Below are 23,419 nucleotides of genomic sequence, written 5' to 3' on the forward strand. Positions count from 1 at the left end.
GAACAGGTAGGATCATCATGTTCTCAAATCTAAGCAAAAGTGTACGCCAATACATGTTGGTGACGTTCAACTATTGGAACTTCACGATCACCGATGGGGCACTGCGAATGTTGGTCGTGCTCTATTTCCACGATCTTGGCTACAGTACTCTCGAAATCGCCTCACTGTTCCTTTTTTATGAATTCTTTGGTGTGGTGACGAACCTGATTGGTGGCTGGCTGGGGGCTCGTCTTGGTTTGAACAAGACGATGAACTTAGGTTTAGCGATGCAAATCATCGCGCTGTTGATGCTAGCGGTACCTAATGTATGGCTCACGATTCCTTGGGTCATGGCAGCTCAGGCATTGTCGGGTATTGCAAAAGACCTCAATAAGATGAGCGCAAAGAGCTCTATTAAGACGCTGGTTCCCGATGAACAACAAGGCTCGCTTTACAAATGGGTCGCGATTTTGACCGGTTCCAAAAACGCGCTTAAAGGTGCTGGCTTTTTTATCGGCGGTCTATTGTTGTCGCTGGTGGGCTTTAAGTATGCCGTTTTACTTATGGCAGGTGTGCTGGCATTGGTATTTATTGGCAGCCTTCTTGGCCTTGAAAGCAATATGGGAAAAGCCAAGAACAAGCCTAAGTTTAATCAGATCTTTTCTAAGTCTGGCTCAATCAATATCTTATCTGCCGCGAGAATGTTCCTGTTTGGCGCACGAGATGTTTGGTTTGTTGTCGCGCTTCCCGTTTATCTGGGCAGTGTGTTCGGCTGGGATCACCTATGGGTGGGTGGTTTTCTGGCGAGTTGGGTGATTGCTTACGGGTTTGTTCAGGGCATCGCGCCTAAGATCACCGGGAAAGCACAAGGTAAAGTCCCAGATGGCAGCGCCGCGTTGCTATGGGCCGGGCTACTGGCTGTCATCACGGCAGGAATCGCTTACGCAGTACAAATTGGCTGGCAGCCTCAGTTAGTGATAGTGGTGGGATTGATGATCTTCGGTGCGGTGTTTGCAGTGAACTCATCGTTGCACTCGTATCTGATCGTTAGCTATGCCAAAGGTGATGGTGTTTCCCTTGATGTGGGATTCTATTACATGGCAAACGCGATGGGACGCCTAATCGGGACCATTCTCTCCGGTTGGATATTCCAGATTGCGGGTTTAGCTGCGTGTTTGTGGGTTTCTTTTGCTTTTCTGGCTCTGACGACGCTCATTTCGATCAAACTGCCTAAGGTGACTCAACCCGCAACGGCCTAAAATTCACAGACATATTCATAACCTAAAGCTGACTCGGGCTATTCCTGAGTCAGCTTTTTTATTGCTATAGTTTTTGGGTAGATAGGGAAAGGTGTCGGTATGAGAGAAAGGGTTCAGTTTTTTGATTTGCTACGCTGCGTGGCGGCTGTTGCGGTGATAGCCATTCATGTATTGGCTCCGTATCGGCACGAACTGGGCTCTATTCCTTTTGACCAGTGGTTTACGGCTGTGGCAACTAACAGCGTGACTCGTTGGGCTGTGCCAGTGTTTATTCTTATCACAGGCGCATTGATGTTAAGTGATAACCGACCCTTTGATATGTCCTACTACGTCAAAAGAAGGTTAGGTAAGGTACTGATCCCATTTGTCATTTGGTCACTTTTTTATGCGTATTTATCGGGTTGGAGTGCCAGCGGCTTTGACAGCCAGATCGCGCAAGATGTGTTAGTGAACGCGTTTTCCCACGAAACCTATTACCACTTGGGATTCTTTTACTATTTTATCCCACTCTATTTTGTCATTCCGATGTTCCAGTGGCTGGTCAAAAATCGCGATGACACAACACTGTTTGTCTTTGTGGCCATTTGGCTGGTGACGACGATGTTCTATTTGTTTGGCTATGACGGGCCATGGAGTGTCGAACTTTGGCTATATAGTGGGTACTTACCTCTTGGTTATCTGCTATGGAAGAAAATTCCATCAACGACTCAGACGCTAACTGTTTTCACTCTGTTAGGGGCTTTAGCTCTGGCACTGACTGTCTACATGGTGGTGGGTAACAGTATTGCTGCAGAAAAATACACGGTGGGTCGCTGGCTGTCGTATAAAACCCTCAATGTTGTTTTGGCGGCAAGCATGATCTTTATGCTTTGTCGCTACTTTGGGGAGCGACTCAAGCCATCAGTCAGCCGTATCGTGAGTTTGATTAGTCAGCACAGTCTGGGTATTTATTTGTTGCACCCAATCTTTCTATGGCCGATGAAAGCTTACGGTTGGTACGAGGGCCACCCTGTATGGGTGATCCCTGTATGGGTTGTGATAAGTGGTGGAGGAGCGTTGGCCGTGAGCTGGATTCTCTCGCGATCAAAAATAACGCGTTGGCTTTTACCCTAGCGCTTCATTGCAAAATGCAGAAACTTATCGCCTTGATACGTCAGTACGCCTTGATCGCCCGGATTAAGTGCGTGGAAGTAGTGCACGCCAACCTGAAATTCGCGTTTAGGGCCTAATCGCCCTTTTTGAACATATATCCAATACTCTTGCTCGTCTTGACCTGGTGACGCATCGGGAATGTCTATTGCCTGCTTATCTAGGACAACCACATTAACCGATTGTTCAGGCGCACCTTGTCCTTGCAGATGTTTACGGAAAAAGTGGATGAATGCCCATGCGCTCACCAGAATAAAAAGCAAAATAGCAATGATGATTGAAATTGGCATGTCAGATCCTCCCTTTAAGTGAGCGATATTCTAGCGTTAATTTTTATTTGAAAAGGCGTTTAGGACGACTGTGTGGCAATTCAATATGCGCCTAATTGAGTTTCTTAGACGCAAATCACATGGGAAATGGAGAATTGTCAGTATGCTGATACAGCTAGTGATTGATTCATATAGGTTAAATAAAACACTGAAGTTGTGAGATTTCATGACTCAGTAACTAGTGTGCTCAGAGCACGGGTTAGGTATGTACGGTAGAGGAAGTTTGAGCCGATGAATTTGGCGATGGGAGCTGGAAGCGGGCTGTTCACGCCCCTAGACTTACTAGTGAGGGAGGTAAGTAATGTCTGATATCGAACAAGTGGTCATGCGAACGCGTAAAATAGAAAAGTTATTGCGTATCCAATATCACGCAGAAGGGAAGGGGCTGCATCAGCTCATAACCAGCTGTGAAGAGCGTTTACCACATGACGTTATCAGGAAGCTTCGTTTTATTGCGACCATCAGGAATAAGGTAGTGCATGAAGATGACTTTAAGCTTGAAAATCGGCGAGAGTTTTTCTCGGTATGTGATGACTGTGAAAAAGAGCTGACCCCAAGAAGTAGTCGCTTCATTTGGCGTGTCGCCATAGCACTTATGCTTTTGATCACGACGGCGGCATTATTCTTCTACTATGCACATTGGGATGTTTTATCTAGCCATTTCGAGTAAACCGCTAGAAAGTCACGCTTTTCTAAATTGTTTAAAATTTAGATGTATGTCTGTGATTTAAACAGGTTTTGTTCGGAAATTCTTCGAAAAAACAAAAAGGGACGCACTGGCGTCCCTTTTTGTTTTTGTGATTTGACTAGTACATCATCGGCAGTGTCATTAGGCCAACAACAACCGCGATCATTACAAGTCCTTGTTTTTGTGAAGAAGTAATCATAACACTGCTCTCCTTTAGTGATGTTTGATTCTATGTAAATTAGAATATCAGTACTTTTGGTGTTTGATCAAGTGATTCTTTTTGTAATGCTTAAAATTGTCAGAATACTTACGTCTATTTTACATATATAAGTAATGTTATTCGTTTTTTACTCATTTTTATTATGGTTGAAAAGTGTCCTGATTTTAGATCATAAGCTTATAAGTCATTGTTTTTAATTAAGTATATTTTAATTCCATTAATGTTGCATTAATGTTTCTTTGCCTTTTGGCGCTTAGTGTTGTCTTGGTGTGCTTATGCTGGTTATTGTTTTTGTTTTTTCGTGTAATTCTCATCTCTTGAGAAAGGTTCTTAAATGGATAAGTTTTAGAAGGAGGGTTTTATCGATTTATTAATGGATGGTTTTTTGTTGTCACTCCTTTGTTGTTTATAATGCTTTGTTTTTGTTTGTGTTTTTTGTTGTTCTTATTCTGGGTGGTGGTTTGGTTTTGTTTTTTTATGGATTTTTGAGTCTTCGGCTTCTATGGCTCAATATTCTTGCTTTTTAAAATGAAATGCTTGTTTGGCGTAGAGATTTGTGTTTCTCATAACGAGAATAGCCAAAACATACGTCTACAACCTTGAACGTTAAGAAGCATAATCGAGATCCAAGTTTTGCTTTTCGGTTCTGGACATCCAGATAACCCTCCATACACTGGCGACTCAGTTTAAAAGAGGTGATCTCATGTGGAGCTGGCTTTCAGTCGCGTTATCAGGTTTTATTAGTATTTCTGCTAGTGAAAGCAATCAAAAGACACAAGCTGCAGCATTTAAAACATTGTCGATGTTAATGCTGGTGGCCATGTTATGGAGCCAGGGAGCGCCTTTAGGTCTCTCGGCTTGGTGGATCACTCTTGGGCTTTTGGTTTCTCTTCTTGCGGATAATCTCTACATTCTTAACAAGCAAAAGAAGCTGTGTTTTGTTTCTTACATTGCAGGCCAGCTTTGCTATAGCACGTCGTTTTGGACTCAACTATCCGGTAAAATTGTCTGGTGGTTACCGGCGATGCTATTGGCGATAGGGATTGTTGTCTTCTTCTTGATGCTACCCAAACTCGACAAGTTACTCTTCCCGGTTGTCATAATGGGCATGATGTTGGTGCAGCTAAATTGGGCAGCAGGTGAAGTTTGGTTATTTTCTGGTACGTTAGCGAGTTTGGTCGGTTTTATTGGAACGCTAACGCTGACCTTGTCTGCTGGCTTATTGGCGGTACATGATTATCGTCACCCAATCGCTTATGGCCGTTACATCATCAGTGGTAGCTATTTACTTGCTCACTCGTTAATTACTGCGACATTGATTATCTAAAATCAAAGTTAACCAGTCGTATTTCTCTTATTCTCTACTCATCGTTATGTGACTGGAGAAAATAGCAATGACTACAGAAATCCACGCCCATGTAGTACTGAATTTCTTGAAAGAGAAACCAATGAGTGAGTCCGAGCTTCGTCAAATGGTGGCGACGGAGTTTGGGGAAAATGTTCGCTTTAGAACCTGTAAGCTTTCAGGGTTTGATTTGGATTCGTTATTGGCGTTTTTCATCAAACGAGAAAAAATCATTCAGTCGGAAGGAAAATGGATCGCGAATGCGGCGCGAGTGTGTAATCACTAACTCTTGATTTGCCTCCAAATTACTCAGTAGGATTGCTATACTCCGTCGGTTTTCTATCCAACTTGTCTAGCTTATCGGCTGTGGAGGCTAATTCATGGACATTCTTTCTGCCGCAACCATGCTTTTTCTTATCATGGATCCACTTGGCAATCTTCCTATCGTCCTTTCCATCTTAAAGCACTTAGATCCAAAGCGTCGACGTAAGATTCTTATCCGAGAGCTGTTTTTTGCGCTTGGCATTTTGATGTTATTCCTGTTCGCAGGTAAGAGCATTATGGGCTTCTTACATGTTCAACCTGAAACGCTGAGTATTTCTGGTGGTATTATTCTCTTTATTATCGCGATTAAGATGATTTTCCCAAGTGCAGGTAGTATTACTGGTCTTGCCGCAGGTGAAGAACCGTTTATTGTCCCGATGGCGATTCCGATGATCGCAGGGCCATCTGTTCTTGCTGCATTGTTGCTATTGTCGAGCCAGCACCCTGATAAACTTATGGAGTTGTCTGGAGCCGTGTTACTGGCATGGGGCGCAACGTTTATCATCCTGATGTTCTACAACTTCTTCCATCGTATATTGGGTGAGCGTGGCCTAAAAGCGGTTGAACGTTTGATGGGACTGTTGTTGATTATGATCTCGACTCAGATGTTCCTTGATGGCGTGAAGAGTTACATGGGGTAAATCTCAATAGATAGAATAAAAAAACGCCGCTAACGTTAGCGGCGTTTTTTATTTAAATGAGGGCCTTTAATGCATGGCTTAAACCATGTGCTTTCGGCGAATGTCTAGTAAGGCAAAAATGCCGAAGATAAGAATCGACCATTTCTCCCAACTGCTCATTTTGACTTTATCGCCAAACGCGCCGACGAAGATCAGCATCTGCAAACCGTGCATGATGAATAGGAAAGCCGCCATAATGTAGAGAGCGATAGCAGCTTTGCCCGGAAACGGCATAAAGATGTTTAAGAGTAATACCAGCCAAACAAAGCCAATCGCGGCTTTTGCTAATAACAGTAATGCTTTCATTGCGACTTCCTGATTAATGAGTAGTATTTTGTCGTTCAAATAGGCGGAAACACACCTGTCCGGCGGTCTTTTCTCGATGGAGATGCCAATGTGCTGGTATGCTTTCCAGAGCCAGTTCTTTCTCTGTCTCAATATAAATCATAGCGTCATCGGCGAGCCAGCCATTTTCTTCCAGTAGGCTAACGGTTTCTGTGAGTAACCCTTTACGAAACGGCGGATCGATAAACACCACATTTTGCGGTTCACCTTGTTGTTTGAGGAAGGTGAGCGCGTCGGTGTTGTGAGCTTTTATGTTGGTTGCTTTCAAGGCGTTGATATTCTGCTCTATTTGCTTAAACGCTTTAGGGTTCAGCTCAATCATTGTCACCATTTCAGCTTGTCTGGAGGCTGCTTCAAAAGCCAGTCCGCCTGAACCTGAAAACAGGTCTAAACATTTTGCGCGAGGCACGTCCTGAGCCAACCAGTTAAACAGCGTTTCTTTCACACGGTCAGTGGTTGGGCGCAGACCTTCTGCATCATGAACCGGAAGTTTTCGACCTCTCCATAAGCCGCTAATAATTCGTACAAAGCCAGTTGATGGCTTTTTTTGTGATGTGTTTTGCTGGCGACGCCTTACCATAGATTTTTTGACCGCTAATAAAGTGATACTATACCCAGTCGCTCAGCACTTAAGCTCTGAGTACAGCCCAAATTTCGTTGATGACAGAGTGTATACCATAGCTATTACGCAGGAAACTTTTCACTCTGTTGTCATTTCTCTTTTCTGCATAGGGGGATCCCCTATCGAAAAGGGCCAGAATAAATATAAGACAATCTAGGATATCCCCAGATGACGGAAAAAAAGAAGCGCGGATTACTTTCTTGGCTTGGCTTTGGTGATGAAGACCAGGCAAAACAACCTGTTGAAGAAAAAGAACAAAGTCAGGTAGAAGAAGTCGCAGAAGAAGCGCAAGCAGTTGAAGAGCCTCAACAAGACGAAAACACTAAATTAGCAGAAGCAGAAGCAGAAGCAGAAGCAGAAGCAGAAGCAGAAGCAGAAGCAGAAGCAGAAGCAGAAGCAGAAGCAGAAGTGGCTGAGGTAGTAGAGGTTCAGCCAGAGCCAACGCCAGAACCTCGCGCGGTAGAACAAGAGAAACCAACTGAGAGCTTCTTCGCACGGTTGAAACGCAGTTTAGCTCGTACCAAGGCGAACATTGGCGCGGGTTTCTTTGGCTTGTTTAAAGGCAAGCAGATCGATGATGACCTATTTGAAGAATTGGAAGAGCAGCTACTTATTGCCGATGTTGGCATGGATACTACGCTCAAGATCATCGAAAACCTGACGGAAAAAGCGTCTCGTCAACAATTGAAAGATGGTGAAGCTTTGTATGGCCTGCTAAAAGAAGAAATGGCAGACATTCTGTCTAAAGTTGAGCAGCCACTTGAAGTCGATTGCACGAGAGCACCTTATGTGATCCTGATGGTTGGCGTAAATGGTGTAGGTAAAACCACTACCATTGGTAAATTAGCGAAGCAATTCCAAGCAGAAGGTAAGTCTGTGATGCTGGCGGCTGGCGATACGTTCCGTGCTGCAGCAGTAGAGCAATTGCAAGTTTGGGGCGAGCGCAACAACGTTCCTGTGGTGGCGCAACACACAGGTGCGGATAGTGCATCAGTGATTTACGATGCGATTGAGTCGGCAAAAGCAAAAGGCATTGATGTTGTCATCGCCGATACCGCAGGCCGCTTACAGAACAAAGCGAACTTGATGGAAGAGTTACGTAAGATTGTCCGCGTAATGAAGAAGGTTGATAACTCGGCTCCACACGAAATCATGCTTACGCTTGATGCGGGGACAGGGCAAAACGCAATTAGCCAAGCCAAACTATTTAGCGATGTTGCTCCGTTAACAGGTATTACCCTGACTAAGCTCGATGGTACTGCTAAAGGTGGTGTTATTTTCGCACTTGCAGATCAGTTCCAGATTCCAATTCGCTATATTGGTGTTGGCGAAGGGATTGATGATTTACGTCCATTTGAAACTCAAGAATTTATTGACGCATTGTTTAGTCGCGAAGACTAAAAGTGGCTCGGTAAGAGGAATAGCGGGTGATAAAGTTTCAGCAAGTTAGTAAAGCGTACCGTGGTGGCCGTCAGGCACTGCAAAAAGTCGATTTTCATCTTAAACGTGGTGAAATGGCTTTTCTAGGTGGCCACTCTGGAGCCGGAAAAAGTACTCTACTTAAGTTAATTTGTGCAATAGAACGTCCAACAGATGGCAAGATTAGCTTTAATGATCACGACATTACCCGTATCCCGAGTAAAGATATTCCGTTTTTGCGCCGTAATATCGGTATCGTATTTCAGGATCATCGCTTGCTGATGGACCGTTCTGTGTACGATAACGTTGCGCTGCCAATGCGTATCGAATCGATATCAGAAAATGAGATTAAACGACGAGTCTCGGCCGCTTTGGACAAAACTGGCTTGTTGGATAAAGCAAAGTGCTTACCCAGCCAACTTTCTGGTGGTGAGCAGCAAAGGGTGGGGATCGCACGTGCTGTTGTGAATCGTCCGACTTTGTTACTGGCCGATGAGCCGACGGGCAACTTAGATCCTGAGCTTTCAAGTCGTGTTTTGAACTTGTTTGAAGAGTTTAACCGAGCGGGTGTGACAATCCTTTTGGCTACGCACGATCTAGGGTTAGTGAACACTCGCCCACAGTACCGTCATCTAGAATTGAACCAGGGCTTTTTAAGTGAGGTGGAAGGCTATGGCCACTAATACTCGTAACCGAAAACCCACTAAAGGGCGTACTGCTAATCGTGTTAAACGAGACAACTTTTTAACGGTTCATTTCAAACAAGCGAAAGTGGCTTTGGTTGCGTTGGCTCAACGACCATTAGGTAACTTACTAACCTTAGCCGTTATTTCATTGGCGCTAGCGATGCCATCGGCTTTGTACTTGTTGGGGAAAAACTTATCGGTAGCTTCATCTCATGTGACCAGCCCATCTCAGATTAGTGGCTATGTTGCTGAGCAAACATCTGAGGCGAGAATCATGGTTATCAAGGACAACCTAGAGACCATGCCTGAAGTAGCCAAAGTCGAGTATATCTCCCCCCAGCAAGGGCTGGATGATTTAAGCCAATACTCTGGGTTTGAACAAGCAATCTCGCTACTGGATGACTATTCGCTTCCAGGTGTGTTAGTGATCACTCCGAGTTCAGAAGACAAGCTAGCGATTCAGCAACTTGCGAGCAAAGTTAGGGCAGAAGACGACATTACCGATGTTCGATTGGATGAAGATTGGCTAGCGCGTTTAGATGCAATAAAAAATTTGGTGGGTGGCATAGTCATCACGCTATCGATTTTGATGCTAGGCTCGGTGTTTTTGATCGTTGGTAATACTCTGCGCTTTAACGTTCTGGCGAATAAAGATGAAATCCAAACCATGAAGCTTATTGGTGCAACCAACAGCTTTATTCTGCGTCCTTATCTTTATTCGGGCATGTGGTTTGGGTTACTTGGTGCGCTATTGGCATGGGTGGTTACAGCAGTAATCACAGTTTTGCTTAACACCAGTGTCGAGAAGCTCGCATTACTTTATGATAGTCACTTCAGGCTTGTAGGCCTTAACTGGGATGAAAGTTTATTATTGTTGATGTTAGGTACATTCCTTGGCTGCCTCGCAGCGAAAGTGTCTGCTCAGCGTCATTTAAAAGAAATTGAACCAGTTTAAATTACGTGTGTCTTACCGGTGTAAAATTTAAAAGCTAGAGTTTAATGATGTATTGTGTAAACGACATGTTTATGCATAATGACTTCCTTAGCTTGAATCTTGTTCATTTTGAGTTCAAGATTGATAGGTTAAAAATACTCCAGATCAGAGATTGATGAGGAACTGAATGGCTAACCAAGCATATCCAATGGCAGTAGTTACACAAGATAGCTTAGACAGCTATATCCGCACAGTGAACAGTTACCCTATGCTGACCGCTGATGAGGAGCGTGGACTTGCTGAAAGACTACATTACGACGGTGAAATTGAGGCGGCAAAAGGTTTGATCCTTTCGCACCTACGTTTTGTTGTGCATGTCGCTCGTGGTTATTCTGGTTATGGTCTACCTATGGCCGACTTAGTCCAAGAAGGTAATATTGGTCTAATGAAGGCGGTAAAACGCTTTAACCCAGAAGTGGGCGTGCGTCTTGTCTCATTTGCTGTTCACTGGATCAAAGCTGAGATCCACGAGTATGTACTCCGCAATTGGCGCATCGTAAAAATTGCGACAACCAAAGCTCAACGAAAATTGTTCTTCAACCTTCGTAAATCAAAGAAGCGTTTAGGTTGGTTCAATAACGGTGAAGTAGAGACCGTGGCGAGAGAACTCGGTGTTGAGCCTTCTGAAGTACGAGAAATGGAATCGCGCTTAGCGGCTCAGGATGCAACGTTTGAGATGCCAAGTGACGATGATGACTCAGTATCGTCTTACACTGCACCAATGCTGTATTTAGAAGATAAATCTTCGGACGTGGCTGACAATATTGAAGCGGATAACTGGGAAGCACATACCAATAATCGTTTGAGTTTGGCTCTTGCGAGCTTAGACGAACGGAGCCAGCACATTGTCCGTTCTCGCTGGCTAGATGATACAAAAGCAACACTGCAAGAATTAGCCGAAATGTATGGTGTGTCTGCTGAGCGTATTCGCCAGCTTGAAAAGAATGCGATGAAGAAATTGAAAACTGCAGTAGGCGATTTCTAAGCGTCTGCAAGTTTGAATGTTTAAAAGCCGAGATCAATAGGGTCTCGGCTTTTTTGTTTGTGATCAGATATTGATTTTAACTAGTGCATTTGTGGATCGTAACGAACATGGCATTCTGTGGATAACTCTGTGATAAATTTCTTTGCTATCTGTCAGAAAACAGGGTGAATAAAGGCCTTGCCTTTCGTTTTGGCGTGGGGATACTTTCTTATTTACACACAAAAAAATAAGGATCATCACTACATATAGTGGATCCATTTTTATAAAACCACTTTATCAACGCAATCCACAACATTATCCACAGATGGTGAAAAAATAAACCATGGTGGATAACCATATTAACCCAGTGTACTTTGTAAGCACTGGATAGGTTACAATGGCAGCACATAATTAAGTATCTAGAGAGACACAAATGGACCAGTTCCAACATATAGATGTTACTGCTGCTCAGGCACTGCTAGAGCAAGGTGAAGCACGATTGGTTGATATCCGTGACCCACAATCTTTTGCAGTGGCTCATCCGACATCCGCATTTCACTTAACCAATGACTCGATTGTGAGTTTTATGGACGAGGTTGAATTTGAACAGCCTGTTTTGGTGATGTGCTACCACGGAATCAGCAGCCAAGGTGCTGCTCAATATTTGGTTAACCAAGGCTTTGAGCAGGTGTATAGTGTAGATGGTGGCTTTGAAGCTTGGCAAAGAGCTGAGTTACCGATTGAATCCAACACTCCTTAGGATGAATTTATGGTAAGACTGATCACTTTATCGAATCCTCGTATGGCTCAAGCGTTTATTGACTATATGGCCTCTCGTCATATTGATATCCAGATGATGCCTGAGGGTGGTGGTCAGTTCGCGCTTTGGCTTGGCGATGAGCAGTACAGAATTGAGGTAGAAGCGGAGCTAGAGCATTTCTTAGCAAACCCCACCGCAACTAAGTATCAAGCGGCGTCTTGGGATATGGCTGATACGCGTACAAGCAATTTCAGTTACGAGTCTCCAAGTATGATGGCAATGGTAAAGGCAAAAGCTGGTCCGTTTACCCTCGCGATTATGGCGATTTGTAGTGCGATCTTTGTTTTATTGCAAATCGGAGCGAGCAACGCTGTGTTCTCAGCTTTGCATTTTCCAGCATCTTCGGGGCAGGAGTGGCAACTTTGGCGTTGGTTGAGCCATGCGGTTTTACACTTTTCTGTTATGCATATTGCGTTCAACTTGCTTTGGTGGTGGCAACTCGGTGGTGACATAGAGCAGCGCCTTGGTTCTAAAAAGCTGCTGCAATTGTTTGTCGTTTCCGCTGCATTTTCTGGGGCTGGTCAGTCCTGGGTCGAAGGCGCAAATTTTGGCGGATTGTCTGGGGTAGTGTACGCACTCGTCGGCTATTTATGGATGCTTGGCTATAAAGCGCCACAAATTGGATTGAGTATGCCAAAGCCTATCATAGGCTTTATGCTCGTTTGGCTTGTTCTTGGTTTTATTCAGCCGTTTATGGCGATAGCAAACACGGCGCATTTGGTCGGGCTAATTTCGGGTATCGTTATTGGGTTGTTCGACGCCAGTAAAGCGAAATACAAATAAAAACAGCGGTTTCGGCCGCTGTTTTTATTTTTACGATGTACTGGATTTGTAGCTGGTTTTATTGTTGATATAAATACTTGGTAAACAGCAAATCTGCGATGACGGTTTTGCCCGTTTCCGGTAGTAGTGAAGCATTGAGTTTTTCAACTAAGATTTTACGTAAATCTTCACGGCCTGCTAGTGACGTTATCGTATCTTCAGATTGTTGCCCCAGCAGCTCGATAACTGCATCTCGAATTAAAGGTTGATGTAGCTCAATTACCGCAAGATCAGCTTCGCTTGCGACCATCACATCAATTCGCACTTGGATGTACCCTAGCTTTTTACCTTTAGTGTAAAAGTTAGTCGTCAGATCTGGTTCAAGTGTGAAATACGCCAACTGCGGGACTTGTTCTCCCTCCGCTAACGCTATGGATGGAAGGCTCATCAACATTGCCCAAACGGTAAATATTTGGGTTAGGTAACGTTTCATCATATTTATAACTTTTCTTTCTTCCAATCACGATACTCGAATCGCCATACTCTTGTTACAATAGAGCATCTATTTGTAATCAAAATGCGTTAAGTACTCGATGGAGTGGTTAACACTTCAGAGCGAAGCTTTATTCTACGACGATAGAGCGACTTATTGAATATTAATATGAATCAATTGATTGCGCTTTATTTATCTGCGCTACGCCAAGTAAGTTGGCAAGACCCAGCAGACTTTGTGTTTCCGAGCCAAATTTCTGAAAAGTGGGCGAAGGAACAAGGGTCGTTATCGCGATTATTAAAAACTTACTGCCAAGACCTGACCGTCGATCTCGTGCACAATAAAATTGTCAAAGCGGAAAAGCTCAACGCTCAAGAGATCGAGCTGTTAGCACGCGAATCTTGTTTGCTGCGCAAAGTTGTCCTTAAAGGGGATGGCGAAGCTTGGGTTTTGGGAAGAACCTTGATCCCTCAGTCTTCGATGCAAGATCAGCAGCATGATTTATCTCAGCAAGGGGATATTCCTTTGGGTCTCACTGTGTTCAGCACCGACAACGTAAAGCGAGACGCCTTGCAAGTGGGGTGGGCTGAAACGCCAGACGGGAAGATGCTGGCACGTCGCTCTCGGTTATGGATGAACCACAAACCCATGCTGGTTGCTGAATTGTTTTTGCCGACCGCACCGATATACACACAAGGAGAAAATGAATGACTGCTGACAAAGCACACGCTTATTGGCAATTAATGAGGATGGACAAGCCAATCGGCACTTTGCTTTTGTTATGGCCAACGTTTTGGGCGTTGATTTTGGCAGCGGAAGGTGTGCCGGACCTTAAAATTTTGATTGTGTTCATTCTGGGTGTGATCTTTATGCGTGCGGCAGGTTGTGTGATTAACGATTTTGCAGATCGAAAAGTGGATGGCCATGTTAAGCGAACGGCTCAGCGTCCATTGCCATCAGGTAGGGTGACCTCGAAAGAAGCAATTGGGCTGTTTTTGGTGTTAGGCATTGCTTCATTTCTGTTAGTGCTGACAATGAATACGCTGACGATACAACTCTCTTTTGCGGGAATTGTCTTAGCCTTTATCTACCCTTTCATGAAACGCTTTACTCATCTTCCTCAGCTGTTTCTTGGTCTTGCATTTAGCTGGGCGATTCCTATGGCGTGGGCGGCGCAGTCGAATGAACTACCAATGATGGTATGGTTTGTCTTCGTCGTTAATGCACTGTGGACAATTGCATACGATACGCAATATGCCATGGTTGATAGAGATGATGATCTGAAGATTGGTATTAAGTCGACAGCAATCTTGTTTGGCCGTTTCGACAAGATGATCATTGGAGCGTTGCAACTGATTACACTGGCGATGCTTATTTATTTAGGTATGTGGTACGAGCTAGGTGCAAGCTACTATTGGAGTTTGCTCATTGCGGGTGCTCTGTTTGTCTTCCAGCAACATCTGATTCGTCATCGAGAGCGAGAGTTGTGTTTCAGAGCGTTCCTTAATAATAATTACGTCGGAATGGTTGTCACCATTGGATTGTTAATTGCGTTTTTATGATTGAACAATAAGTAAGAAGGGCATCCGTGGATGCCCTTTTTTATTCTTATTCAGAGTGATTACGATTCTTTACTTTCTGGCTCTGTTGCCTGACAGATGCTTTCTTTGATGGTTAGGCGAACCTCAGGATAGAGCATTGAGTAAAGCAGGTTAGCCAGAGTGGCACTTTTGTCCGTGTCACAGTTGCCATCTTTGTCTAGGTAACCTTGCTGTTTCAGAGTGGTAAACATGGCCGAAAAAACGCCTTTGTCGAAGAACTCTGGCGCATTGATACCGTGTAAGCGTCCAAGGCGCTGAGCAATTTCTTGGCTTTTTTGCTCTAGGTCGGACTTGCCAAGCTCTGGGTTGGTGACCAACAGATTCAGCGCAATGGAGTAACGCTGCAGGGTTTCCGTAATCGTGTGACCAAGCAATACTAATACTTGTGTGTTGGCTTGGTTTATAGAGACATTTTCTTGGTCATCAATCGTCACCGCTCCTTGGTGCGCTAATTCTTCAATATACGCTTCCATCAGTTCACCTAGTTTGCTCTCCTCAATACTTAAAAACAGCTCTTGTTTAAGGAATGGATAAACCAGTGCCACATTGGCTTTGATTTGATCGAGTGGCAATTGCTGATATCGAACCAACATTTGCGCAATCAAAGATGGCAATGCGAATAGGTGAATGATGTTGTTGCGATAGTAAGTCATCAATATTGACTGGTTGCGATCCAGCGAAACAATTTCGCCAATACTGTCAGACTCAATAACAAACTTATCTAACGACTCGGCGTGTTTGACCAAGGCTTCAGCATCTTCTTCTGGAACCGTATAGGTTGATGAATACGGAACATTCTTCAGTAGAGAGAGATAGCAATCAATTTGATTCACTAAGCTGTCACGAGACAACGCGCGCTGACGTGACGCCAACAGAGCTGTGGCACATAACGTGAGTGCATTAGTCGCCGCCGCATCATTAATGTGGGTCATCATCTTAGTGGCCAAGCCATTGACCACTGGGTTGAGCCATTGTGGTTTGCTGGCACCCATTGGATCGATGTCTTTCGTCCACTCTGGAGCGTGCTCATTTAGGTAGTGATTCAGCGGGATAGGTTCGCCAAAGTTCACGTAGCCCTGACCAAAGTTACGCAGTTTGCGAATAGTGCGCAGTACCAGACCTGCGTTTTCTTTCTCTTTGCGCTTACCACGCAGCTCTTTCGCGTAAGTGCCCACTTCCATTACATGCTCGTAACCGATATAGACCGGAACTAACGTCACTGGGCGGTTTAGGCCGCGTAACATTGCTTGGATGGTCATGGCCAGCATGCCAGTTTTCGCTTGAAGTAGGCGACCAGTACGTGAACGACCACCTTCGCTGAAATACTCAACTGAGTAGCCTTTTGCAAATAGCTCAGCAAGGTACTCACGGAAAATTGTCGAGTAAAGCTTATTGCCTTTGAAGCTGCGGCGAATAAAGAACGCTCCGCCGCGACGGAAAATTGGACCCGCTGGGAAGAAGTTAAGGTTAATGCCCGCTGCAATATGTGGTGGAACCATCCCTTCGTGGTACAGAACGTATGACAACAATAGATAGTCCATATGGCTACGGTGACATGGCACATACACAATTTCGTGCCCGTCTTGCGCCAGTTTTCTCACAGTTGAGGCGTTGTTGATATTCAACCCCTGATAAATACGGTTCCATAACCAACTAAGAATGCGATCGCCATTTTTTACTAATGAATAAGAGAAATCAGCGGCAATCTCATCCATGATGTCTTGAGCTTCTTTACGTGCTTTCTCTATTGAAATGTTTTTCGCTTTTGATTCATCTTCGATCGCTTTTTCAATCGCTTTGGATTTCATTAAACGATTGAACAGTGCCTGACGGCTTGGCAGATTTGGGCCTGACGCGGCTAGCTTTTGGCGAGAGAAGTGGATACGTGCAACACGCGCAAGCTTGTGCGCAATTGACGCGTCTGTGCCGTGGGAGTCCGCCATGTAGCGAAGTGATACCACTGGGCTAATGCGTACCAAGCAGTCACGTCCTGAAAGGAAGACCGCCTTAGCTTTTTGCGGACCATTTAATGATTGCAAGTACGGTTTATTCTGACTTTCTTTACCTGGTTTACGTCCCCAAAGGACTGTCGTCGGAATGACTTGAACATCGAGCTCTGTATCAAGCTTATGCAATTCAAGCAGTTCCGAGAATAGCGCAATCGACTCACTCGGGGTGTTTTGATCTTTGCGCATCACTGTATCGCGAGATGTCGTAAAGACAAAGCGTTTAAAAGATTTACCGTTAATTTCAACAGGCTCAAAAGGATCGGGTAGACCTAACTCTAAAACCTGCTTTTGTAGTGTGACGAGGTCAACATTTGAGCGGTAAGGAAGTGCATATATAATAGGCTTACTGATATCAATACTAAGGTCGTCAATAGGATTCGCTGGAATGGCGGTTCCTTTCACAAGTACCGATAACGGCAATTTTAGTAATGAACTAGAAAATGATTGTCCGGAAGACATAAAGCTTCTGAGCCTCAAAATAGATAAATGGCGAGTGTCTCGTCTGTTCCAACATGCTGTACAGAGTTGACTTAGAGCAGATATTTTTAGTTTGCAAGGATATCAGAAACTGGTCGAACCTTTTACCTCTAATTGACTATGAATGCGCCAATATAGTCTGATTTTTTCACACCACTATTTTAAAAGAGAGTTTTCGTGTCTAGAAAAACACTACATGGATATAAACGCGTTCTTAATGCCACTCGCTACTCTTGCCAAGGATTAAAGGCAGCATTTCGAAACGAGGCCGCATTCAGAGAAGAGGTTCTACTCGCGCTGATCATGATCCCTGCTGCGGTATTAATAGACGTCACTCAGGTGGAGCGAATTTTACTGATTGCTACTGTTGTTCTGGTGCTGTTTGCCGAGTTAGTGAATAGTGCAGTAGAGGCTGTCGTCGATCGTATAGGAACAGAGCAACATGAGTTGTCTGGACGAGCCAAAGATATAGGTTCTGCCGCTGTGATGGTCACCATGCTACTTGCTGGCTATGTTTGGGTAGAGATCTTATTTCTATAGCGAAAACAGGCTGCTAATCAAAAAAGCAGCAATAGTCTTTTCATTTTATTGATTACTGGATATACTCACAGTTAACTGTATAAAAAGACAGGTGACTTATGAAGCCGTTAACGCCACGCCAGCAACAAGTATTTGATCTGATCAAAAGTAAAATTGATGACACAGGTATGCCACCTACGCGCGCCGAGATTGCGCGTGAACTCGGCTTTCGTTCTGCGAATGCAGCAGAGGAGCACCTAAAAGCCCTTGCACGTAAACAAGCCATTGAAATCATACCGGGCGCGTCACGCGGTATCCGTATATTGCTGGAAGACGCAGCTAATGATGATCAAGGGCTACCACTTATTGGTCAAGTCGCTGCGGGGGAGCCTATCTTGGCTCAAGAACATGTCGAAACACATTACCAAGTTGATCCTGGTATGTTTAAGCCTCAGGCTGACTTTTTGCTGCGTGTAAACGGTGAAAGCATGAAAAACATCGGCATTATGGACGGTGACTTGCTAGCCGTTCATAAGACTCAAGATGTTCGTGATGGTCAGGTCATTGTCGCTCGTGTTGATGATGATGTGACGGTGAAGCGCCTTGAGCGCAAAGGTTCGACAGTACTTCTTCATGCAGAAAACGAAGAGTTTGAACCGATCAAAGTTGATTTGACTTGCCAGCACCTAACTATAGAAGGATTAGCCGTTGGTATTATTCGTAATACTGACTGGATGTAATTAATACATGAGATAGATTCTCATTTATCTTGATGTTGTAATTGATATTCATTATCATCTTTCTCCATCACTACGGAAGGAAGATGATAATGGTTGCTGCCTCTAAAACTCCCCTACATCGCTACCAAATCCCTGCGAATCTTTTTCAGCCGCTATGGCTTCGTAGTCGAGAAAGCTTAGTCGACAATGGCTTAGTTTATGATCCTATCGCCGCTCGCGCGTGTCAGCGCTGCCATTTAGCGCCTGAGTGCCTTTCTGGGGACATTGACCAAAAACAACTATTGCATGTCACGCTCACCCAACTCTGCGATCTGCAAGTATCCCAGTTCATCAAATGCAACCCTGACGGATGGATTATTAATGTCGGTGCTGGGTTAGATACGCGTTTTTACCGCGTTGATAATGGGCGATGCAACTGGATTGAATTGGACGTAACAGAAAACCTATTGTGGCGGCAAAAGCTCTTCCACCGAAGTGAGCGTTACCATCACTTATGTGGCAGCGTGAATGAAATTGAATGGCTAAATTCATTACCGATACCCGACAAAGCGCCAGTGATGATTGTGTGCGAGCTCGCGTTGTTGGATTGTGATGAGCGTCAAGTCGCTCAATTTGTGCAGGCTTTGGGCTGCCATTTCGAAAGCGCTCGGGCGTGCTTGGTATTAGCGGGAGATTTAACACGCTCTAAGCTTGGTCAGAAGATGGGATCAGGACAATATGCCCATGGCTATCAAGCGCCGGGAGACACTGTTCTGGGATATCTGCCTTGGGCACGATCAGTAAAAACCTATTCGCCGTTGGGTAATGAGTGTGGTCGTTGGAAGTTATGGCAGCGATGGTTGACGAAGATATACCGGGTTAAAGAGAGATTAACCCCAGTGGTTGTTCAGCTTCGTTGGTGATCTGTATCGACACTATTACTACATAGATCGCGTTCGATCGGAATGATCACCGGTATCCTCGCGTGTACGAGCGAGTGTTATTTTATCTTCCTTACAGTATTCCTCTACTACCAATGTTGAAGGGATGAATTTTTTGCTTAACCGTTCAATGTCTTTAAACCGAGTCCAATATGGCTCGGTTTTTATTATTACACATATGTAAAAATCATTTTCAATCTGATGGGATTATCATCTAAATGAAAGCGTTTAGAATGGATACCAACAAAATGACGCAGCGATGACTTTGATCCTCAACTACGCTTATACCAACTCAGAGAAGGCGTGGATAAGAGGTTGCGTCAAATCTAACCCTACGTTTGAAAAGGAAAATCCAATGGCACTTGATATTAAACCAGGTCAAAAGTCGATTAAGTCTAAAGCAGCGGTTGCATGGGCGGCTGGCGAACCACTAAAAATGGAAGAGGTTGATGTTCAGCTTCCGAAAAAAGGTGAAGTTCTTGTTCGCATCGTTGCTACTGGTGTTTGCCACACTGATGCATTTACGCTTTCAGGCGATGACCCAGAAGGTATCTTTCCAGCAATTCTAGGTCATGAAGGTGGCGGTATTGTTGAGATGGTCGGTGAGGGTGTGACAAGCGTAGAAGTCGGCGACCATGTGATTCCGCTGTACACCGCTGAGTGTGGTGAATGTAAGTTCTGCAAATCTGGTAAAACTAACCTTTGTCAGGCAGTGCGAGAAACACAAGGTAAAGGTCTAATGCCGGACGGCACAAGCCGATTCTCGATCAACGGTGAAACCATCTACCACTACATGGGTTGCTCGACCTTCTCTGAGTACACGGTTTTGCCTGAAATATCACTGGCAAAAGTCAACAAAGCAGCGCCTTTAGAAGAAGTGTGTCTTCTAGGTTGTGGTGTCACTACGGGTATGGGCGCGGTACTTAATACAGCTAAGGTTGAAGAGGGCGCAACAGTTGCGATCTTCGGTCTGGGTGGTATCGGTCTATCTGCGATCATCGGTGCACGCATGGCTGGCGCGAGCCGCATCATTGGCATCGATATCAACGAAAGCAAGTTCGATCTAGCGAAGCAACTTGGTGCGACTGACGTGATCAACCCACAGAAGTTCGACAAACCAATCCAAGAAGTGATCGTTGAAATGACGGACGGCGGTGTGGATTACTCATTCGAGTGTATCGGTAACGTCAACGTGATGCGTCAAGCACTGGAATGTTGTCACAAAGGTTGGGGTGAGTCAGTCATCATCGGTGTTGCTGGTGCAGGCCAAGAGATCTCAACGCGTCCATTCCAATTAGTGACGGGTCGAGTTTGGCGTGGTAGCGCATTTGGTGGCGTAAAAGGCCGCTCTGAGCTTCCAGAAATCGTAAACCGTTACATGGCAGGTGAGTTTGGCCTGCAAGAGTTCATCACTCACACTATGGGCTTAGAAGACGTCAACAAAGCGTTTGACCTAATGCACGAAGGTAAGAGTATCCGATCTGTTGTCCACATGGATAAGTAATCCGCTTTGGCTTCCTTGAGGGGAAGCCAACTTTGTATTTGATTATTATTCTTTGAAGGACAACTCATGACGATTGAAAACGTTAGCCAAGCCAAAGTCTTTGGTGGTTGGCATAAGCAGTATACTCACGATTCAGCCGTGCTTAACTGCAATATGCGATTTGCGATTTTTTTACCGCCAAACGCGACTAAATCCAATCCTGTACCTGTGCTGTATTGGCTATCTGGATTAACCTGTACTGACGAAAACTTCATGCAAAAAGCAGGGGCGTTTCGTAAAGCAGCAGAGCTTGGCATTGCGATAGTTGCACCAGATACCAGCCCTCGCGGTGATGATGTCGCGGATGATGAAGGTTACGATTTAGGAAAAGGCGCGGGCTTTTATTTAAATTCGACGCAAGAACCTTGGTCTCGCCATTACCAGATGTACGACTACGTGACGCAAGAGCTACCCGCTTTGATAGAAGCTAACTTCCCAGTATCGGAATTAAAGTCGATTTCTGGTCACAGTATGGGTGGACATGGCGCACTGACCATTGGTTTGAAAAATGCTGCGGCGTATCGCTCAATCTCGGCGTTTAGCCCAATTAGCAATCCAATGCAGTGTCCTTGGGGACAAAAAGCGTTTAATGCTTATCTAGGCAGCGACTTCTCGACTTGGCAGCAGTACGACGCCAGCGAGTTACTCAAGCAGGCAAAAGCCGAATTACCTATTCTTGTTGACCAAGGTGATGCCGACGGGTTTTTGGTAGAACAGTTGAAACCGGAGGCGTTACTCGCTGCGGCTCAAGTGCATGGCTCGGATGTCAAACTGAGAATGCAACCGGGCTACGATCACAGCTACTACTTTATCTCTAGCTTCATTGACGAGCATTTGGCGTTTCACGCTAAGCACCTCAATAAATAGAATCTGTAGAAACAAAAACCGCAGCTCGATTGGGCTGCGGCTTTTTCTATTGGTTATTTATCAGAACAAACGGTTCAAACCATTCAACGCTGCTACGCGATACGCCTCGGCCATGGTTGGGTAGTTGAAGGTAGTATTGACGAAGTACTCTATCGTATTCGCTTCGCCTTTTTGCTCCATTATCGCCTGACCGATGTGGATGATTTCCGCTGCACGCTCACCGAAACAGTGAATGCCGAGAATCTCTTTGGTATCGCGGTGGAACAGAATCTTCAAGCTGCCGATGTCTTTACCTGCAATCTGTGCGCGAGCCAAGTGTTTGAACGACGAACGTCCGACTTCGTAAGGGACTTTCGCCGCCGTCAGTTCCTGCTCTGTTTTACCCACAGAGCTGATTTCCGGAATGGTGTAAATGCCCGTTGGAATATCTTCGATCAGATGACCGTCTGCTTGTCCTTTGTTGATTGCTTGAGCCACAAAGCGGCCTTGGTCATAAGCGGCACTTGCTAGACTTGGGTAACCAATAACGTCGCCAACGGCGTAGACGTGCTCAACTTCTGTTTGGTAGTTGCCGTCGACTTTTAGTTGGCCGCGAGAGTCAGCTTCTAGGCCAACAGCACTAAGGTTTAGCTTGTCGGTGTTACCTGTACGGCCATTCGCGTACAGCAGGCAGTCGGCCTTCATCTTTTTGCCGGACTGTAGGTGTACGATGACGCCATCTTCGGTGCCTTCGATTTTTTCATAGGTCTCATCATTACGAATGACGACACCACTGTTCCAGAAGTGATAAGAGAGCGCGTCTGACACTTCGTTATCAAGAAACGACAGCAAGCGATCGCGCGTATTGATTAAATCCGTCTTAACACCCAAACCACGGAAGATCGACGCGTATTCACAACCAATCACGCCTGCACCATAAATGATGATGTGGCGAGGGTCGTGCTTTAGGTTAAGGATAGAGTCACTGTCGTAGATACGTTCGTTAAGGAAGTCCACGTCACTAGGCTGGTATGGTCGTGAGCCCGTTGCAATAACAAATCGATCAGCGCTGTAAAGCTCATCCGTACCATCACTTTGTGTAACCGCGATAGTGTACTTGTCTGTGAAGCGCGCCGTACCAAAAATCATGCTGCAGTGGTTACGGTCATAGAATCCTTGGCGCAGACGAGTTTGCTTATCGATAACCGTTTTAGCGTGCCCAAGAATGTTGGAGAACGTTGAATGGATGCTGGTGTTGTTATTGCAGAAAAGGGGGTTGCTATTAAACTCGATAATACGGCTAACCGCATGACGTAATGATTTCGATGGAATGGTTCCCCAGTGGGTACAACCGCCACCGACACTACTTTCTTTTTCTACAATGGCGACGTTTAGACCGGCTTTGGTTAATCCCATTGCAGCCCCTTCACCTCCGGGACCACTACCAATAACGATTACATCAAAGTGGTTACTCACCGCCATAGTCTTATCCTTGTTATATATTCTTAACATTGCTTTATCGAGATTTTAACTGATTTGTCAAGGCGGTAAAAGAAAACCATACTAGAGAGTCGAACGGATCACGTAGAATCATACAATTACAATAAAGGGTATGCTGTGTGTCTCTAATTAGAGGCGAAAAGATTGAAAATTGATGCTAACTCGGTTTAATTGCCTCTCAGTAGT

The 23,419-nt window shown here is 44.9% G+C and carries 25 protein-coding genes; 19 read left to right on the forward strand and 6 right to left on the reverse strand.

The window, feature by feature from the left end; genetic code table 11:
* The first annotated feature begins 17 nt into the window (after positions 1–17).
* Together arsJ and NP165_RS00605 are read left to right on the forward strand one after the other, a co-directional pair.
* Positions 18–1,238 carry an organoarsenical effux MFS transporter ArsJ gene (arsJ, locus tag NP165_RS00600; RefSeq protein ID WP_257084460.1) on the forward strand — a complete coding sequence of 407 codons (1,221 nt, stop codon included), beginning with the start codon at positions 18–20 and terminating at the stop codon, positions 1,236–1,238.
* 99 nt (positions 1,239–1,337) lie between these two features.
* Positions 1,338–2,351 (forward strand): acyltransferase, encoded by a 1,014-nt coding sequence (locus NP165_RS00605; protein WP_257084461.1) that lies wholly within the window; start codon positions 1,338–1,340, stop codon positions 2,349–2,351.
* Here the strand turns inward: NP165_RS00605 and NP165_RS00610 are convergent.
* Positions 2,348–2,677 (reverse strand): DUF2500 domain-containing protein, encoded by a 330-nt coding sequence (locus NP165_RS00610; protein WP_257084462.1) that lies wholly within the window; start codon positions 2,675–2,677, stop codon positions 2,348–2,350. The two genes, NP165_RS00605 and NP165_RS00610, sit on opposite strands and share 4 nt — an antisense overlap.
* A 340-nt stretch (positions 2,678–3,017) precedes the next feature.
* Here NP165_RS00610 and NP165_RS00615 point away from each other — a divergent pair, with 340 nt between their 5' ends.
* From NP165_RS00615 to NP165_RS00630, 4 genes are all read left to right on the forward strand, one after another.
* On the forward strand, positions 3,018–3,386 hold the full coding sequence (locus NP165_RS00615; RefSeq protein WP_257084463.1) for a DUF4145 domain-containing protein: 369 nt from the start codon (positions 3,018–3,020) through the stop codon (positions 3,384–3,386).
* 941 nt (positions 3,387–4,327) lie between these two features.
* Entirely contained in the window at positions 4,328–4,951 is a 624-nt protein-coding gene (locus tag NP165_RS00620) for a lysoplasmalogenase (protein WP_257084464.1), read from the forward strand.
* A gap of 67 nt (positions 4,952–5,018) precedes the next feature.
* Complete coding sequence (locus tag NP165_RS00625; RefSeq protein WP_257084465.1) at positions 5,019–5,255, forward strand: YecH family metal-binding protein; 237 nt, start codon at positions 5,019–5,021, stop codon at positions 5,253–5,255.
* 94 nt (positions 5,256–5,349) lie between these two features.
* On the forward strand, positions 5,350–5,934 hold the full coding sequence (locus tag NP165_RS00630) for a YhgN family NAAT transporter (protein WP_257084466.1): 585 nt from the start codon (positions 5,350–5,352) through the stop codon (positions 5,932–5,934).
* Positions 5,935–6,012: 78 nt separating this feature from the next.
* Here NP165_RS00630 and NP165_RS00635 read toward each other — a convergent pair whose 3' ends face one another.
* Together NP165_RS00635 and rsmD are read right to left on the reverse strand one after the other, a co-directional pair.
* Positions 6,013–6,279: a DUF1145 domain-containing protein gene (locus NP165_RS00635; protein WP_257084467.1), complete on the reverse strand. Its 267-nt coding sequence runs from the start codon at positions 6,277–6,279 to the stop codon at positions 6,013–6,015.
* A gap of 13 nt (positions 6,280–6,292) precedes the next feature.
* A complete protein-coding gene (rsmD, locus tag NP165_RS00640; RefSeq protein ID WP_257084468.1) occupies positions 6,293–6,898 on the reverse strand; it encodes a 16S rRNA (guanine(966)-N(2))-methyltransferase RsmD in 606 nt (201 codons plus the stop codon).
* Positions 6,899–7,108: 210 nt separating this feature from the next.
* Here rsmD and ftsY point away from each other — a divergent pair, with 210 nt between their 5' ends.
* From ftsY to glpG, 6 genes are all read left to right on the forward strand, one after another.
* Positions 7,109–8,341: a signal recognition particle-docking protein FtsY gene (gene ftsY, locus NP165_RS00645; RefSeq protein WP_257084469.1), complete on the forward strand. Its 1,233-nt coding sequence runs from the start codon at positions 7,109–7,111 to the stop codon at positions 8,339–8,341.
* Between the two features lie 26 nt (positions 8,342–8,367).
* A complete protein-coding gene (ftsE, locus tag NP165_RS00650; RefSeq protein ID WP_257084470.1) occupies positions 8,368–9,042 on the forward strand; it encodes a cell division ATP-binding protein FtsE in 675 nt (224 codons plus the stop codon).
* Complete coding sequence (ftsX, locus tag NP165_RS00655) at positions 9,032–10,000, forward strand: permease-like cell division protein FtsX (RefSeq protein ID WP_257084471.1); 969 nt, start codon at positions 9,032–9,034, stop codon at positions 9,998–10,000. The genes ftsE and ftsX overlap by 11 nt, the downstream gene beginning before the upstream one ends.
* Before the next feature lie 166 nt (positions 10,001–10,166).
* Positions 10,167–11,024, forward strand: coding sequence for an RNA polymerase sigma factor RpoH (gene rpoH / locus NP165_RS00660; RefSeq protein WP_257084472.1), 858 nt, complete (start codon positions 10,167–10,169; stop codon positions 11,022–11,024).
* Positions 11,025–11,436: 412 nt separating this feature from the next.
* The gene (glpE, locus tag NP165_RS00665) at positions 11,437–11,763 is read left to right on the forward strand and encodes a thiosulfate sulfurtransferase GlpE (RefSeq protein ID WP_257084473.1); all 327 of its coding nucleotides are present in this window, start codon (positions 11,437–11,439) and stop codon (positions 11,761–11,763) included.
* A gap of 9 nt (positions 11,764–11,772) precedes the next feature.
* Positions 11,773–12,606: a rhomboid family intramembrane serine protease GlpG gene (glpG, locus tag NP165_RS00670; RefSeq protein WP_257084474.1), complete on the forward strand. Its 834-nt coding sequence runs from the start codon at positions 11,773–11,775 to the stop codon at positions 12,604–12,606.
* Positions 12,607–12,664: 58 nt separating this feature from the next.
* Here glpG and NP165_RS00675 read toward each other — a convergent pair whose 3' ends face one another.
* The gene (locus NP165_RS00675; RefSeq protein WP_257084475.1) at positions 12,665–13,081 is read right to left on the reverse strand and encodes a flagellar basal body-associated protein FliL; all 417 of its coding nucleotides are present in this window, start codon (positions 13,079–13,081) and stop codon (positions 12,665–12,667) included.
* Between the two features lie 165 nt (positions 13,082–13,246).
* On the opposite strand from NP165_RS00675, the gene NP165_RS00680 reads away from it, so the two are divergent.
* A complete protein-coding gene (locus NP165_RS00680; RefSeq protein ID WP_257084476.1) occupies positions 13,247–13,789 on the forward strand; it encodes a chorismate lyase in 543 nt (180 codons plus the stop codon).
* A complete protein-coding gene (gene ubiA / locus NP165_RS00685) occupies positions 13,786–14,640 on the forward strand; it encodes a 4-hydroxybenzoate octaprenyltransferase (protein ID WP_257084477.1) in 855 nt (284 codons plus the stop codon). Before NP165_RS00680 ends, ubiA begins: the two co-directional genes overlap by 4 nt.
* Before the next feature lie 59 nt (positions 14,641–14,699).
* Here the strand turns inward: ubiA and plsB are convergent, their stop codons facing one another.
* On the reverse strand, positions 14,700–17,147 hold the full coding sequence (gene plsB, locus NP165_RS00690) for a glycerol-3-phosphate 1-O-acyltransferase PlsB (protein ID WP_257084478.1): 2,448 nt from the start codon (positions 17,145–17,147) through the stop codon (positions 14,700–14,702).
* A gap of 195 nt (positions 17,148–17,342) precedes the next feature.
* On the opposite strand from plsB, the gene NP165_RS00695 reads away from it, so the two are divergent.
* The 5 genes from NP165_RS00695 to fghA all read left to right on the forward strand — a co-directional run bounded on the left by NP165_RS00695 (position 17,343) and on the right by fghA (position 21,754).
* Positions 17,343–17,705, forward strand: a complete 363-nt coding sequence (locus NP165_RS00695; RefSeq protein WP_257084479.1) for a diacylglycerol kinase — start codon at positions 17,343–17,345, stop codon at positions 17,703–17,705.
* 98 nt (positions 17,706–17,803) lie between these two features.
* Positions 17,804–18,424, forward strand: coding sequence for a transcriptional repressor LexA (gene lexA, locus NP165_RS00700; protein WP_257084480.1), 621 nt, complete (start codon positions 17,804–17,806; stop codon positions 18,422–18,424).
* A gap of 89 nt (positions 18,425–18,513) precedes the next feature.
* Positions 18,514–19,326 (forward strand): class I SAM-dependent methyltransferase, encoded by an 813-nt coding sequence (locus tag NP165_RS00705; protein WP_257084481.1) that lies wholly within the window; start codon positions 18,514–18,516, stop codon positions 19,324–19,326.
* Between the two features lie 373 nt (positions 19,327–19,699).
* A complete protein-coding gene (locus tag NP165_RS00710; protein WP_257084482.1) occupies positions 19,700–20,848 on the forward strand; it encodes an S-(hydroxymethyl)glutathione dehydrogenase/class III alcohol dehydrogenase in 1,149 nt (382 codons plus the stop codon).
* A 66-nt stretch (positions 20,849–20,914) separates the two neighbouring features.
* A complete protein-coding gene (fghA, locus tag NP165_RS00715) occupies positions 20,915–21,754 on the forward strand; it encodes an S-formylglutathione hydrolase (RefSeq protein WP_257084483.1) in 840 nt (279 codons plus the stop codon).
* 60 nt (positions 21,755–21,814) lie between these two features.
* Here the strand turns inward: fghA and sthA are convergent, their stop codons facing one another.
* A complete protein-coding gene (sthA, locus tag NP165_RS00720; RefSeq protein WP_503169884.1) occupies positions 21,815–23,245 on the reverse strand; it encodes a Si-specific NAD(P)(+) transhydrogenase in 1,431 nt (476 codons plus the stop codon).
* Between the last annotated feature and the right edge of the window lie 174 nt (positions 23,246–23,419).

This window comes from Vibrio japonicus, assembly GCF_024582835.1.
GTDB lineage: Bacteria > Pseudomonadota > Gammaproteobacteria > Enterobacterales > Vibrionaceae > Vibrio > Vibrio japonicus.